The sequence below is a fragment of the Marivita sp. S6314 genome (assembly GCF_023015985.1).
GTDB lineage: Bacteria > Pseudomonadota > Alphaproteobacteria > Rhodobacterales > Rhodobacteraceae > Marivita.
On the sequence record NZ_JALKAO010000002.1, the window covers coordinates 238,774 to 251,777 of the forward strand.

10 protein-coding genes are annotated in these 13,004 nt (G+C 61.0%); 4 read left to right on the forward strand and 6 right to left on the reverse strand.

Annotated features, from left to right (window positions below; all coding sequences use genetic code 11):
* Positions 1–253: 253 nt before the first annotated feature.
* The 4 genes from MWU54_RS05535 to MWU54_RS05550 are packed head-to-tail and all read left to right on the forward strand — an operon-like array spanning position 254 to position 5,142.
* Complete coding sequence (locus MWU54_RS05535; protein WP_247081398.1) at positions 254–1,279, forward strand: ABC transporter substrate-binding protein; 1,026 nt, start codon at positions 254–256, stop codon at positions 1,277–1,279.
* A 3-nt stretch (positions 1,280–1,282) separates the two neighbouring features.
* Complete coding sequence (locus MWU54_RS05540) at positions 1,283–3,502, forward strand: iron ABC transporter permease (protein WP_348647609.1); 2,220 nt, start codon at positions 1,283–1,285, stop codon at positions 3,500–3,502.
* Entirely contained in the window at positions 3,499–4,569 is a 1,071-nt protein-coding gene (locus tag MWU54_RS05545; protein ID WP_247081400.1) for an ABC transporter ATP-binding protein, read from the forward strand. Before MWU54_RS05540 ends, MWU54_RS05545 begins: the two co-directional genes overlap by 4 nt.
* Before the next feature lie 6 nt (positions 4,570–4,575).
* On the forward strand, positions 4,576–5,142 hold the full coding sequence (locus tag MWU54_RS05550; protein WP_247081401.1) for a histidine phosphatase family protein: 567 nt from the start codon (positions 4,576–4,578) through the stop codon (positions 5,140–5,142).
* Here MWU54_RS05550 and MWU54_RS05555 read toward each other — a convergent pair.
* The 6 genes from MWU54_RS05555 to MWU54_RS05580 form a co-directional block, all read right to left on the reverse strand.
* Positions 5,131–5,937 (reverse strand): inositol monophosphatase, encoded by an 807-nt coding sequence (locus MWU54_RS05555; RefSeq protein WP_247081402.1) that lies wholly within the window; start codon positions 5,935–5,937, stop codon positions 5,131–5,133. The two genes, MWU54_RS05550 and MWU54_RS05555, sit on opposite strands and share 12 nt — an antisense overlap.
* A 90-nt stretch (positions 5,938–6,027) precedes the next feature.
* Positions 6,028–7,059 (reverse strand): glycosyltransferase, encoded by a 1,032-nt coding sequence (locus tag MWU54_RS05560; protein WP_247081403.1) that lies wholly within the window; start codon positions 7,057–7,059, stop codon positions 6,028–6,030.
* 24 nt (positions 7,060–7,083) lie between these two features.
* Positions 7,084–8,058, reverse strand: a complete 975-nt coding sequence (locus MWU54_RS05565) for a glycosyltransferase family 2 protein (RefSeq protein ID WP_247081404.1) — start codon at positions 8,056–8,058, stop codon at positions 7,084–7,086.
* 25 nt (positions 8,059–8,083) lie between these two features.
* Entirely contained in the window at positions 8,084–9,004 is a 921-nt protein-coding gene (locus MWU54_RS05570) for a glycosyltransferase family A protein (protein ID WP_247081405.1), read from the reverse strand.
* A gap of 1 nt (position 9,005) precedes the next feature.
* Positions 9,006–10,238 (reverse strand): oligosaccharide flippase family protein, encoded by a 1,233-nt coding sequence (locus tag MWU54_RS05575; RefSeq protein ID WP_247081406.1) that lies wholly within the window; start codon positions 10,236–10,238, stop codon positions 9,006–9,008.
* A gap of 179 nt (positions 10,239–10,417) precedes the next feature.
* A complete protein-coding gene (locus MWU54_RS05580) occupies positions 10,418–12,964 on the reverse strand; it encodes an ATP-binding protein (RefSeq protein WP_247081407.1) in 2,547 nt (848 codons plus the stop codon).
* Positions 12,965–13,004: the final 40 nt, after the last annotated feature.

Here is a 13,004-nt window from a genome sequence, read left to right on the forward strand (position 1 = left end):
GCGGACGCGGCGGATCGCGAAAGGCCCCGCCGCATGATTGACCGGGCACCCCGCCACATCCGGGTCACCACCCCGACTATTCGGCTCGGCCAGAGAACTCTTTTGGTGACCGCGCCGCAAAAGATCGGCTACGACTTAGACACAAGAGCCAAACAGAACCCCATGCGCCACCGGATTACGGCGATGACATGAGGCACAGGGAATTGGCCGGATCGGCAATGTCGAGCAAAGACAGACACCTAGGGAGGACACCATGAAAAAACTTACAACAACGCTTCTATCGTCAGCACTTGCGCTTGGCGCATCCATGACGGCGGCGCAGGCCGACAAACTGACGTTCTATTGCAGCGCGCAGGAAGACTGGTGCCAGTTGATGGCCAACAGCTTTCAGGACGCCACCGGCATCGATGTCAGCATGACTCGCAAATCCTCGGGCGAAACCTTTGCGCAAATCCGCGCCGAATCCTCGAACCCGCGTGGCGATGTCTGGTGGGGCGGCACCGGGGACCCGCACCTGCAAGCAGCCGAGGAAGGCCTGACGATGGAATACGTCTCGCCGATGCGCGATCAACTGCATCCGTGGGCGATCAGCCAGGCGGAAAGCGCGGGCAACAAGACCATCGGCATCTATTCGGGCGCTTTGGGCTATGGCTACAACACAGACCTCGTTGCGGCCAACAACTTGCCGGAACCATCCTGCTGGAAAGACCTGCTCAAGCCGGAATACAAAGGCCATGTGCAAATGGCGAACCCGAATTCCTCGGGCACGGCCTACACCACGTTGGCCTCCATGGTGCAGATCTTTGGCGAAGACGAAGGCTTTGAATTCATGAAAGGCCTGCACGCCAATATCAACCAGTACACAAAGTCAGGCTCTGCCCCGATCAAGGCAGCGGGTCGTGGTGAGAACACTATCGGCATCGTCTTCATGCACGACGCTGTGGCGCAAGCGGTGTCTGGCTTCCCGATCAAGGTGGTCGCGCCCTGCGAAGGCACCGGTTACGAGATCGGCTCTATGTCCATCATCGACGGCGCGCGCAATCTGGATGAGGCCAAGCAGTTCTACGATTGGGCCTTGTCGGCTGAGGCACAGAACCTTGCCCTGCAAGTGAACGCGTTCCAGGTGCCATCGAACAAGGGTGCCGAAACATCCCCGTCTGCACCTGACATGAGCACGATCAAGCTGATCGACTACGATTTCAAAAAGTACGGATCGTCCGACGAACGCAAGCGTCTGCTGCAGAAGTGGGACGAAGAAGTCTCGGTCCTGCCGCAGTAACCTGTGCGCGGATCCAGCCAGGACTCAACGTCTCATCCGGTCTTGACCTTCTGGGTCGTGGCCGGATGGGTCGGTTACTGTCTTCTGCCCTGGTACGGGGTGGAGGACGGTTTGTGGTCGTTTCAATGGCTGTTTGACGGCTACCCGTTTGACAGCGATTACGCCCCTGCCCTGTTCCTGATCATGCAGGGGGAAAAGCTGTGGCTGGCCCCGCTTTTGATCCCGCTGATCCTGCCTTTGCTCGTATTGCGCAAAGTCAAATCTGATCCGCTCTACGCGCGGATGCTGGTGCTTGCAGGCGCGTTGGGTTTTGGCTGGCTGATCATCCAGGGCTTTTCCATCGGCATTCGCGGCTTCAACTACGACTGGATGAAGGCCGTCTTCGGCGATCTCGGAGACCGCCAGTTCGGCATGGGCTACGGTGCCATGCTGGTCGCCTCCGCCTTCCTGTTCCTGCTCACCCAAGGCATCGCCGCGCGCGGGGCTGTGAATGGCGACGTGTTTGTCGTCAGCGCCATTGGCGGTGTGATCACCATTGTCACGGCATTCGTATTCTTCCCCATCGCCAAGATGCTGTTTGCCGCCTTTGTCACTGAAGATGGCTCTTATTCGGTTGGCGTATTTGTTTCCAAATTCTTTGACGACCGCCTCTGGGGCCTCGGCTGCTTGTCCGGTGGCCGCTGTGGTGCAGCGTGGAATTCGCTGTTCCTTGCCATCTGCGTCGGGTTCATCACCACCGTTCTGGGCCTCGCCTTTGCGCTGGCCGTCACCCGTTCGGGGTTCCGCTATAAAAAAGCGATGCGCGCGCTGACGGTTCTGCCGATCATCACGCCGCCCTTCGTCATCGGCCTCGCGCTGATCCTGCTCTTTGGCCTCTCTGGCACAGTCACTGTCTTCATCGCCGACCTGTTCGGCGTGCAACCCACCCGCTGGCTTTACGGAATGCCGGGTGTCCTGATCGCCCAAACGCTGGCCTTCACCCCCATCGCCTTCCTCGTCCTCATAGGTGTGGTCGAAGGCGTGTCCCCGTCGATGGAGGAAGCCTCCCAAACGCTGCGCGCGAACCGCTGGCAAACCTTCCGCACCGTGTCCCTGCCCCTGATGCGGCCCGGTTTGGCCAATGCCTTTCTGTTGGGCTTCATCGAAAGCATGGCTGACTTTGGCAACCCGCTTGTGCTGGGCGGAAATTTCGACGTGCTGTCCACCGAGATTTTCTTTGCCATCGTCGGCGCACAATATGACCAAAGCCGCGCCGCTGTGCTGGCGATGGTGCTGTTGTTCTTCACCCTCTCTGCCTTTTACGCCCAGCGCGTCTGGCTGGGGAAGAAAAGCTACACCACCGTGTCCGGCAAAGGCGATGCGGGTGTGCATCCGCTGATGCCCAAGGGCCTGTCGATCCCGGTGCTCGTCATCGCCATCGGCTGGGCGTTTTTCACCGCTGTGGTCTACTGCATGATCATCTATGGCAGCGTTGTTGAACTCTGGGGCGTGAACAATTCGCTCACCTTCAAGCACTACGTCACCGCCTTCAGCGTCCGTTTTGAGGAAGAAGGAATCCGCTGGACCGGCGCCGCGTGGGACAGCTTCTGGACGACCATCACCATCGCGGCCATCGCAGCACCGTTGACGGCGGCTGTGGGTCTGGTCACGGCCTACCTGCTGACCCGACAAAGCTTTGCGGGCAAGAATGCGTTCGAGTTCGGCACCATGCTGTCCTTCGCCATCCCCGGCACCGTGATCGGTGTCAGCTATATCCTCGCCTTTAACGTCCCACCGATTGAGATCACCGGCACGGGCATCATCCTTGTCGTCAGCTTCATCTTCCGCAACATGCCGGTGGGTGTGCGGGCAGGGATCGCGAGCATGAGCCAACTCGACAAGTCACTGGACGAGTCGTCGCTCACCCTCGGAGCAAACTCGTGGCAGACTTTCCGCCGGGTGATCCTGCCGCTGCTGCGCCCCGCGATCCTCGCAGCCCTCGTCTACAGCTTTGTCCGCGCGATGACGGCGATTTCTGCCGTGATCTTCCTCGTCTCGGCAGAATACGACATGGCAACGAGCTACATCATCGGGCGGGTCGAGAATAACGACTATGGCCTCGCCATCGCCTATTCGACGACGCTGATCTTCGTGATGCTCAGCGTGGTGGGCTTGCTGCAATTCCTTGTCGGACGGGTTCAGATCGGACGACGCACTCAAATCGGAACAGGGAGATCAACATGAGCGCCCCCAAGATCGGCTCAAAAGCGGCCCCCGTCCGGTTCGACGGTGTCTCGAAAGTCTTCGGCAAAGACGTGGTTGCCGTCGACAACATCGACCTGCATGTCGGCGCTGGCAAGCTGGTCACGCTGTTGGGTCCGTCGGGCTGCGGCAAGACGACGACGCTGCGGATGATCGCCGGGCTTGAGATGGCCAGTTCCGGTCGCATACTGATCGGCGATCAGGACGTGACCAAACTGCCCGCCACCGACCGCGACGTGTCGATGGTGTTCCAGTCCTACGCGCTGTTCCCGCATATGTCGGTGCTGGAAAACGTGATGTACGGATTGACGTTTTCGGGCTTCAAGAAAGACGAGGCGCGCGCGCGGGCCTTGCATGGGCTGGACCTTGTCGGCCTCAAAGGGTTCGACGCCCGCTTGCCCAGCGAATTGTCCGGCGGCCAACAACAACGCGTCGCCGTCGCCCGTGCGCTGGTGCTTGAACCGCAGGTGCTCCTCTTCGATGAACCGCTGTCCAACCTCGACGCGAAACTGCGCCGTCAGGTCCGCGAAGACATCCGGGCGATTCAGCAAGACCTTGGCCTCACCGTCGTCTACGTCACCCACGATCAGGAAGAGGCGCTGGCCGTGTCAGACGAAATCGTGGTCATGCGCAACGCCTCTATCGCGCAGATCGGCACACCCCGGGCGCTTTATGACGAACCCGCCGACACCTTTGTCGCCGACTTCATCGGCGAAGCAAATCTGATCACCTGCGAGATCACAGAGATCAACGGCGACCAGGCCACGATCAGCATCGAAGGGTTCACGCACACCCTGCCCTCGCGTGGGTTGCCGATTGGCCCCGCCACCCTTGCGGTGCGCCCGTCGCGCATCGTGATCGCGAACGGCCCCGGCATTCCCGCGCGGATTGCCAAGGCGACTTATGTGGGCGTGCGCATGGAATATACGCTGGAAGGCGGGTTCGGTCAGGTCTTCGCGGTGCAGGACAATGTGGATGAGCCGCTTGAGGTCGGGTCGGACATTCACATGTCATTCGCCGCCAAGGGCCCGGTACTCTTGCCGGAATAGCCACCTATGGCCCGCCTGATCTTTGTGACGCATCCAGAGGTTGCCGTTGACCCGGATGTCCCGGTCACCCAATGGGCGCTCAGCCAGCGCGGAATCGCCCGCGCACAGGCTTTTGCCCGATCAGAGGTTCTGCGCGACGTCGCGCACATCTGGTCCAGCGCGGAACGCAAGGCGCAGGACACCGCCGCGATCCTGTCCTCGGCTTTGGGGGTGGATGTTCAAACCGATCCGAAGCTTGGGGAAAATGATCGCAGCGCCACCGGCTTTTTACCACCGGATCACTTCGAAACCGCCGCCGACGCGTTTTTCGCGCAGCCGGATCAAAGCTTCGAAGGTTGGGAAACCGCACGCGCCGCGCAGGCGCGGATTGTCCTGGCCGTCACCACGCTTTGCAAAACGCAAGGGCCGGGCGACATACTGATCGTGTCCCATGGGGCGGTGGGAACGCTTTTGTATTGCCACCTTTCGGGCACCCGCATCGACCGGATGCACGACCAACCGCATCAGGGGCATTACTGGATTGCGGATCGCTCGACCTTTGCCCCCTTGCACGCGTGGCAATCAATCGGCTGAGGGTCCAGCCCCCCAGGCCGCATCCGCGATGCCCTTCAATGCGTCAAACACCTGCGGCGCGCCAACAAGCACGCGTCCCCCTTGCGCGATCATCTCTTGCGCGTCCTGGTCTTCCACCACGCCGCCCGCCTCTGCGATCAACAGCTGACCGGCCAGACAATCCCACGCGTTCATGTGCTCTTCCATGTAGCCCAGCAACCGCCCCGCCGCGACATAGGCCAGCGACAACGCGCCTGACGCGTTGCGGTGGAACATCGCGCCCCGGTCGATCAAGGCCTCGATCACGGGCAGGACATTGCGCGCCTCTACCCGGTTGGAATAGCCAACCGCCACCGTTCCCGACGCCAGTTCCGTGCTGGTATTCACGGCCATCGGCGCACCGTTCAACAGCGCGCCCTGCCCGCGCGTTGCCGCGTAGGTTTCCCCCACAAGCGGGTCATGAATGACGCCGATCTGGGTTTGCGACTGCGCCACGCCTGCCAGAACAATTGTCCAGCTCGGAATGCCGTTTACGAAATTCGTGGTCCCGTCGATGGGATCAATCACCCAATCAAAGCCGCTTGTGCCTTGCTTTGGCGCATGTTCTTCGCCGTAGATCCCGTCTTCGGGAAATGCATCGGCCAGCGCGTCCCGAATAAACACTTCGACGGATTTATCGGCCTCGCTGACCCAGTCCTGCCGACCTTTCTTCGAAACCTCCAGATCCGAGAGGTTGCGAAAAAACGCAAGCGCGTGTTGACCAGCGGCTTGGCTGATGTCTTCGGCGCGTGCTCTGCGTGTTGTCAGATCGGTCATGGATCGCCCCTTTGAAGTTGGCACCCATCACATGTCGCACTCTTGCCAAAGCGCCGCAACGTTTCGTGAGGTCGGACGCACACCGCCCGGTCAGACAGCGGCGCGTTGATGGTTGGCGACAAAGGATGCAACCGCCCCTGACGGCGCCGGTGTGCCGTCGTTGAAGAACACGTCTTTCCACTTGGTTGCGTAATCCATACCGTCATAAACAGCCTCCGCTGGGGTCGGCGCACTGAATTGCTTGCCCAACGCGTCCTCCATCGCCGTGATCCATGATTTGATCTGCAAACCGTTGACAACCGTTCCGTGCGACATGTCCCGCAAACCGTCCGTATCGGCCATCAGGACAGTGCGTTGCGCCGCAAGCGCTTCGCGGGCAACGATCCCGAAGGCTTCCCAGCGGGACGGGATCGCCACGATATCAACCTCTGCAAAGGCCGCGATCGGATCGGTGCAATGACCGCGAAACTCGATGCGCGTGTCGTCGCCAGCCAAGGCCTGCAGCGCCGCCTTTTCTTCCCCGTCGCCGAAGATCAGCAACCGTGCATCCATCTGTTTGGTGTCGCGGAACGCCTTGATCAGAACATCAAAGCCTTTCTGCCGGTCGAGCCGCCCGACGGCACCAATCACACGCGCCGTCCCTGTGGGGGCTGGCAAGGCGCGAAAATCAGTCAGGTCAACTTCAGGCTGAATCACACGCAGCGCGGCTGTGTTGACCAGACGCCGTTCCTGCAACCAGTTGGCCTGCGTATGGCTGACCGCAATCACCTGATCAAACAGCGCATAGCCCACGCGCAACATCGCGAAAAACCGCCGCTTGGCAGACACGTTCAACGCGGTGAACGCGCGGGTGTAGCTGTGTTCGATATGCAGGATCCGGGCGGATGGGTGCATCGCGCGAAGCGTGACCAGCGCTGGCAGCCCGCGCCAGCTTAGCGTCAGATGAGACACGATCACATCTGCATCAATCCGGCCAAAGGACAAGGCTGTGCGGTTGACCCGCATCACCTGTTGATCCGCGGCGTCCGCCAGGCCCGGCAGGCCAAGCAGGTGGTCAAGCATGCGCATCACGCCGCCTGCGGTGGTATCGTCGACAAGATGGACAATTTTCTGAGTGGTCATGGGAAAGCCTTTCGAACAGCAGGATTAGCGCGCGAGCAGACGCGACGCGTATGAGATGGGAGCAGGACCAAGCGCCTTGAGCACGGCAGAGGCGGCAAGGGTCACGATGGTCTTCAGGGGTTCTTCGATCAATGGTCGGCGCGACGTGACGCAGGCGCGGGTCGCCAGTGCCCATGCGTTTTTGCCGTCACGGCTGCTGACCGCACGACGCGCAAGATAGCGGTACTGGTAGGCCCGCGCCGCATCTTCGTGTTGGTCAAAAAAGGTCGGATGCAGCGGGCGCAGCTTGGTCACCATACGTTCCCAGCTTGCCAATTGACGGTCCAGGGCGGCCGACAGACCACCCGCGTTGACGCGGTATTGCGTCAGCAGGCCGGGCACGCCTTCGAACAGCCAATCGGTCGTCAGGGCCAGCCGCATCCAGCATTCGATATCTTCGGATTGACGAAAGGTTTCATCAAACACCCAGTTGCGCTGGGTCTCAAAGCCTGGGCGATACGCGATCGCGTCCAGCGCCGCCTTGCGGAACACCGCTGCCGAACCGTTGCCAATCGGATTGCGCTTGAACACACGGGCGGCAGTGATGCCCTGCAACGCCGGACGCTGGGACACACCCGTCGGCTGTCCATCGTCATCGACCAGTTCGGAGCCCGAATAGCTGATCCCCACATCCGGTGCGCACTCAAGATGGGCAACATGCGTGGCAAGTTTGTGCGGCACCCACAGATCATCGGCATCGCAGAACCCGACATAGATCCCCCGCGCGGCGGCAATGCCGGTGTTGCGGGCTCCTGCCAGACCCCGGTTGGCCTGTGTCACAACGCGAATGCGCGGTGAACTGGCAAATTGCGCCGCGATCTGTGCGGTGTCATCGGTTGATCCGTCATCGACGATAATGATCTCCATATCCTCAAAGCTTTGCGCCAGAAGCGCCTCAAGCGTGGCAGGCAGTGTCTTGGCAACATTGAAAGCAGGGACAACAACAGAAGCGGTAGGCATCGGACAATCCTTGGGTCAGAGCAGATCAGCGCGCGAACAACGCGCGGCGGAAAGAAGAGGGAAGAACCAGCGCGACAGCAGAGGCCGCAGCCGTCGCAGCACCCCGGCGCAGCGGAAACAGGAACCCGGATGCGCTGTGGCGCACCCCTTCGCGGGTGTATCCCCAGGCGGCCGCCTTGGGCGCGTCAAGCCGCAACGCGCGGCGGGCCAGATACCGCATGTAGACGGCCTCTGCTTTGGGTGTTGGGGTCACGCCGAACCGGGCGGCGGTGGCAATCGCCTGATCGCGCCCACGACGCATCGCGTGCAGATCAGAGGACAGGCCCGTCGCGCTGGTCCGGTACCAGACCTGCAGCGCGTCCAGTCCGATGATCCGTTTGCCGTGCCCGACCAGTCGGATCAGCAGGTCCAGATCTTCGTTATGGACCAAAGACGGATCAAACGCGCCCACCTCAAGAAAGGCATCACGCCGAACCACGAGGTTGGACATCGTACAGACCGGGTTTTCCGACAGCAGATCAAGGATCGTCAGAGCATCGGGCCGCACCTGCGACACAGTGGGGCAATCGCCGGGCTGGTCCTGGAAAAACCGGATCTGCCCATAGGCGGCATCGGTGCTGGCCCTGTCGAAATGCTGTGCCATCTGCGCCAGCTTTTCGGGGTGCCAAAGATCATCCGCATCGCAAAAGGCCAGAAGATCGGCGCGCGCAAGGTCTGCTGCATGGTTACGGGCGTCACTTGGCCCCTTACCCGGATTGGACATCTGCCGAAACCGTGGGTCGCTTTGGGCCATGCGGGCCACGATCTCTGCGGACGCATCGGTTGATCCGTCATCAACACAGATCGCTTCCCAATCGTCAAAGCGTTGCGCCTGAAGGGCGTCCAGCGTTGCCTGAAGCGTTTGGGCGGCGTTGTAAAAGGGCAGGATGATTGAAAACCTTGGCATTTCAAAGCTCCACGGTTTGAGGGACGGTTGATTTCGGCAGCATGACAAGGGCCGCGGACAGCATGATCAGCGTCGACACACACAGGTAGCCGATGGCAATCGCGGTCAGCCCAAACGGCGCAAGCAGCGTTGTATTGATCGCGAGGGCGGCCGCCAGAATGGCACTGACCAAAAGCTCCTGCTGCGGCCGACCTTCGCTGCGCAGCCAGCCTGCGGTTGCCGACCAGATCACCGTGGGCAGCGCGGCAAGGCACAGGATCGACACCACATGCGCCACGTCGGTCCATTCCGGCCCCAGCAAAAGCGGCACATAGATCGGCGCAAGAACCGCCTGCGCCACAACCAACGGCGTGAGCATCAAGAGAGAGACACCAAGCGACTGGCGCACCGCTTCATCGCGGTTTCCGGACGCACACAGGTGCGGAAAAAGGACCACGGAGAACGCCTGGGTAAACGAGGTGGCCAGACCCAGACCCGCGTTGAAGGCCATGAAGTAGATGCCCAGGCTTTCCGCCCCCAGAAGCGCGCCGACAATCAGCTTGTCGGACTGCAACCGCAACACCTTGACCATCTCTGTGCCAAGCACCGCCCAGCCATAGGTGACAAAGGGTCGGATCGGGGCATGTCCAGCCGTGGCCACAGGTGTCCAGGGGCGCAGCCTGCGCATCAGGACCAGCCAGATCGGGGCCGACAGAACGCGCGGCAGCACAAGGGTCAACGGCGATGGCCAGACCAGCGCAAGCACGACGGTCAGCGCATTGGCCCCAACCACCTGCCCTCCGGCAATCGCTGCGGTCTGGCGCAGCTTGCCTTCGCGCATCGCCAGCGCCGCCTGCACAAGACCGGCCGGCATGAACAGGTATTCAAGCGCCAGAAGCGCCAGCAGCGCGCCCAGCATCGGATTGCCGAAAAAGGCCAGCGCGGCGGCGATCAGGCATTGCAGTACAAACAGCCCGCCACACCACGCAAAGAAGATCCGGCGCGCTGTGGCACATGTGCGCTCCAGCGCGTCATCACTGGCAGAAATGATCTTCTGGCCAACGCCGTTTTCTGTCAGCGCCTTCAGGATATCCCCCGACGCCAACGCAGCAGCCGCGATGCCAATGGCCTCGGGGCTCATCGTGCGGGCGACGGCGATTACCACCAACAGGCGCGATGCTTTTGCGGCAGCTTCCGACGCCGCATAGGCAATCAGCTGAGCTGTGAATTCTGAAGGTCTGGCAAAGGCGATCATGTCGGGTCCAAGCGGTGAGGTCGGTTTCGCCGCCTGTTCTATGCTCCACCGCGATCCGCGTCGCCTGCGCCTCCGGACAGTTTGGGCCCCAGTTAGGAGAGCGACCTATCCCAAGGGATAGCAGATCAATCCGGAAAGGCGCGGCGGGTGTGCCGCCACTTTCCCATGCAGGGACGTGTTCAGGAATCGATGGTCGATTTGGTACTGTCCCAAACCGCCTGCAGACGGTGAACCACGTCGCGCAGCGCGTCCCGGTCGCCGGTCTTTGCCGTCGTCTCAACAGCGATCAACGCGTCGCGGAACGCCAGCGCGTCAAACACCGCCGCACTGCCCGCAACCTTGTGCGCCTCTGCGGCAAGCGACCCGAGGTCCGCGTCCTGCAAACGCGCGTCCAGACCATGGACAAGGGCCTCTGCCTCTTTCAGGAAGCGCGATTGCAACCGGTCATAGGCCGCGTCCCCAAGGTTCTGACGCATTACAGCCCGTTCGGACACCGGCATGGTGGTCCCAGTGCGAGGCCCGGACCGATGCGTGACCTCGGCCAGCGCCTGCCGCAGCGCGTCGATTGAAATCGGCTTGCCGACAAAGGCATCCATACCCGCCGCCCTGAACCCATCCACCGCATCGGGCAGCACGTTGGCAGACACCGCCAGGATCGGCACGTCCCGCGACGGGCCATCCCCCGCCCGAATATTGCGCGTGGCTGTTGGGCCATCCATGACCGGCATGCTGATATCCATCAGGATGGCGTCAAACCGGCGGGCCTGCGCGGCGTCTACACCCGCCTTGCCATTCTGTGCCGTTGTCACGGAATGCCCGTCCAGTTCCAGCATGTTGCAAATGACTTCGAGATTGATCTCGTTGTCTTCGACCACCAAGAGATCAAGCGCCGCCTGATCGGTCGATACATCCTGACCAGCATCGTGGTCTTCCAGCGCGGCAACCTGTTTGAACGGAAGGCGCACCCAGAAAACACTGCCCTCCCCCAGTTCGCTTTCGACCCCCAGTTCCCCGCCCATGGCATCGGCAAACCGACGCGCGATGCCAAGGCCCAGACCTGTGCCTTCGGTCTTGCGCCCGATGGATGCGTCATGGGTGTGGAAGTCGTCAAACACCCGCTCGATATCAGCCTCGGCAATCCCGACACCGGTGTCGATGATGCGGAACTCATACATAAAGGTGTGCGCCGCGACCTTCTCGGACACTTCGACTTCCAGAGTCACGCGCCCGTTTTCAGTGAATTTGATCGCATTCCCGACAAGGTTCAGCAGGATTTGCTCCAACCGCTGTTTGTCGGCAGAGACCCACGGTTTCACCGGACCAAGCCATTGCCATTCGATAACCGTTCCGCGCGATGCAGCGTGCCCGCTTTGACCGTCAACCAGATCCTGCAGCACCGTGTTCAGATCAAAAGGCTGTGCGACAATGGAAAGTTTGCCCGCCTCGAAACGCGCGATATCCAGCACGGAATCCACGTGTTTCAGCAACACATTGCCCGAGATGCCCATGTTATGGACAAATCGGGACTGTTCCTTGGTCAGCCGCGAATTTTTGAGAAGCGACAGGTTTCCCAACAACCCGTTCAGCGGGGTGCGGATTTCGTGGCTCATCACCGTCAGAAAATCCGCCTTGGCCTTTTCGCCCGCAAGCGCCCGGTCGCGGGCCGAAATCAGTTCCTGTTCGGCCTTCACGCGATGCGAAGTGTCCCGGATGAACCCGATGACAATCTCTGCGTCGCCGTCAAAGGCCGATTGCAGCACCAGTTCCACCGGAAAAATATCGCCATTTGCGCGCATCGCCTCAAGCTGAACCCGCCCCTTGCCCACAACATGACGGTCCCCGCCGCGCTGCATGCGCTCCATGCCCGTATTATGCGCGTCCCGCAAATGGTCCGGCACGATCAGATCCCCGATTGGCTTGCCCCGAACCTCTTCGACATCATACCCGAAAATCGACACCGCCGCGGCGTTGAACTCAATCACATGACCTTTGGAATTCACCACGATCACCGCGTCCAGCGACGCTGAAAGGATCGTATTGATCCGGTGGTTTGATTGCCGCAATTGGCTGCTGCGTTTCTGGATGATCCGGTTGATGTAAAGCAGGTAAACGCTCAGCGCGGCCAGGGCGAGGAACAAGGCGAACGTCAGAATGGCCAACCGTGCCAGCGTGTCGCTGGTTTCCAAACGGCGCGCATCGGACAGACGGGCAAAGTACGACAGGCCCGACACCGACAGCGCCCTGACATCTTCGTTCAGGGCGTCGGCCTGCTGCCAAAGGGTTTCGGCCTCAGCCGCCAAAACCGCGTCAGGCCCATCAATAAGCGGGATCGTCTGGTCAAGATACCCGGTGACCCATCCCAAAGGTTCTGCAAATGCAAGGTCTTGCCGAAGATTGGCGAACAGCTGCGATTGGCGCAGCGTGTCGATGCGGCTGTAGAACACGTCGAACTGCAAGCGCAGCGCATTCAGATCATCAGCCCGCGTTTCAGGGTCAATCCCCGCATGCGCGATATGCTCTGCCGCATTGAGAAAGGACAGGTATTCCACCTCGACCTGTGTCAACGTCCATTGCACGTTGTCCGAACTCGCTGAGCGTTGTTGTTCAAGGTCCAGCATGACCTCGCGCCCCAGAAACAGCGTCACAACAAATGTCGCAAACAGGCCAAAGCCGATGAGTCCTGCGACCCACCGGCGTTTGCGTTTGTACCCAGAAGACTTGGCCATCGTCTGCGGCCCCTTGTTGTTCGGGTCTCCGACCCCGGAC

Excerpts from the sequence above, each read along its gene's own strand:
- MWU54_RS05535 (WP_247081398.1), top strand. The coding sequence starts at position 254 with ATGAAAAAACTTACAACAACGCTTCTATCGTCAGCACTTGCGCTTGGC.
- MWU54_RS05545 (WP_247081400.1), top strand. The coding sequence starts at position 3,499 with ATGAGCGCCCCCAAGATCGGCTCAAAAGCGGCCCCCGTCCGGTTCGAC.
- MWU54_RS05550 (WP_247081401.1), top strand. The coding sequence starts at position 4,576 with ATGGCCCGCCTGATCTTTGTGACGCATCCAGAGGTTGCCGTTGACCCG.
- MWU54_RS05555 (WP_247081402.1), bottom strand. The coding sequence starts at position 5,937 with ATGACCGATCTGACAACACGCAGAGCACGCGCCGAAGACATCAGCCAA.
- MWU54_RS05560 (WP_247081403.1), bottom strand. The coding sequence starts at position 7,059 with ATGACCACTCAGAAAATTGTCCATCTTGTCGACGATACCACCGCAGGC.
- MWU54_RS05565 (WP_247081404.1), bottom strand. The coding sequence starts at position 8,058 with ATGCCTACCGCTTCTGTTGTTGTCCCTGCTTTCAATGTTGCCAAGACA.
- MWU54_RS05570 (WP_247081405.1), bottom strand. The coding sequence starts at position 9,004 with ATGCCAAGGTTTTCAATCATCCTGCCCTTTTACAACGCCGCCCAAACG.
- MWU54_RS05575 (WP_247081406.1), bottom strand. The coding sequence starts at position 10,238 with ATGATCGCCTTTGCCAGACCTTCAGAATTCACAGCTCAGCTGATTGCC.
- MWU54_RS05580 (WP_247081407.1), bottom strand. The coding sequence starts at position 12,964 with ATGGCCAAGTCTTCTGGGTACAAACGCAAACGCCGGTGGGTCGCAGGA.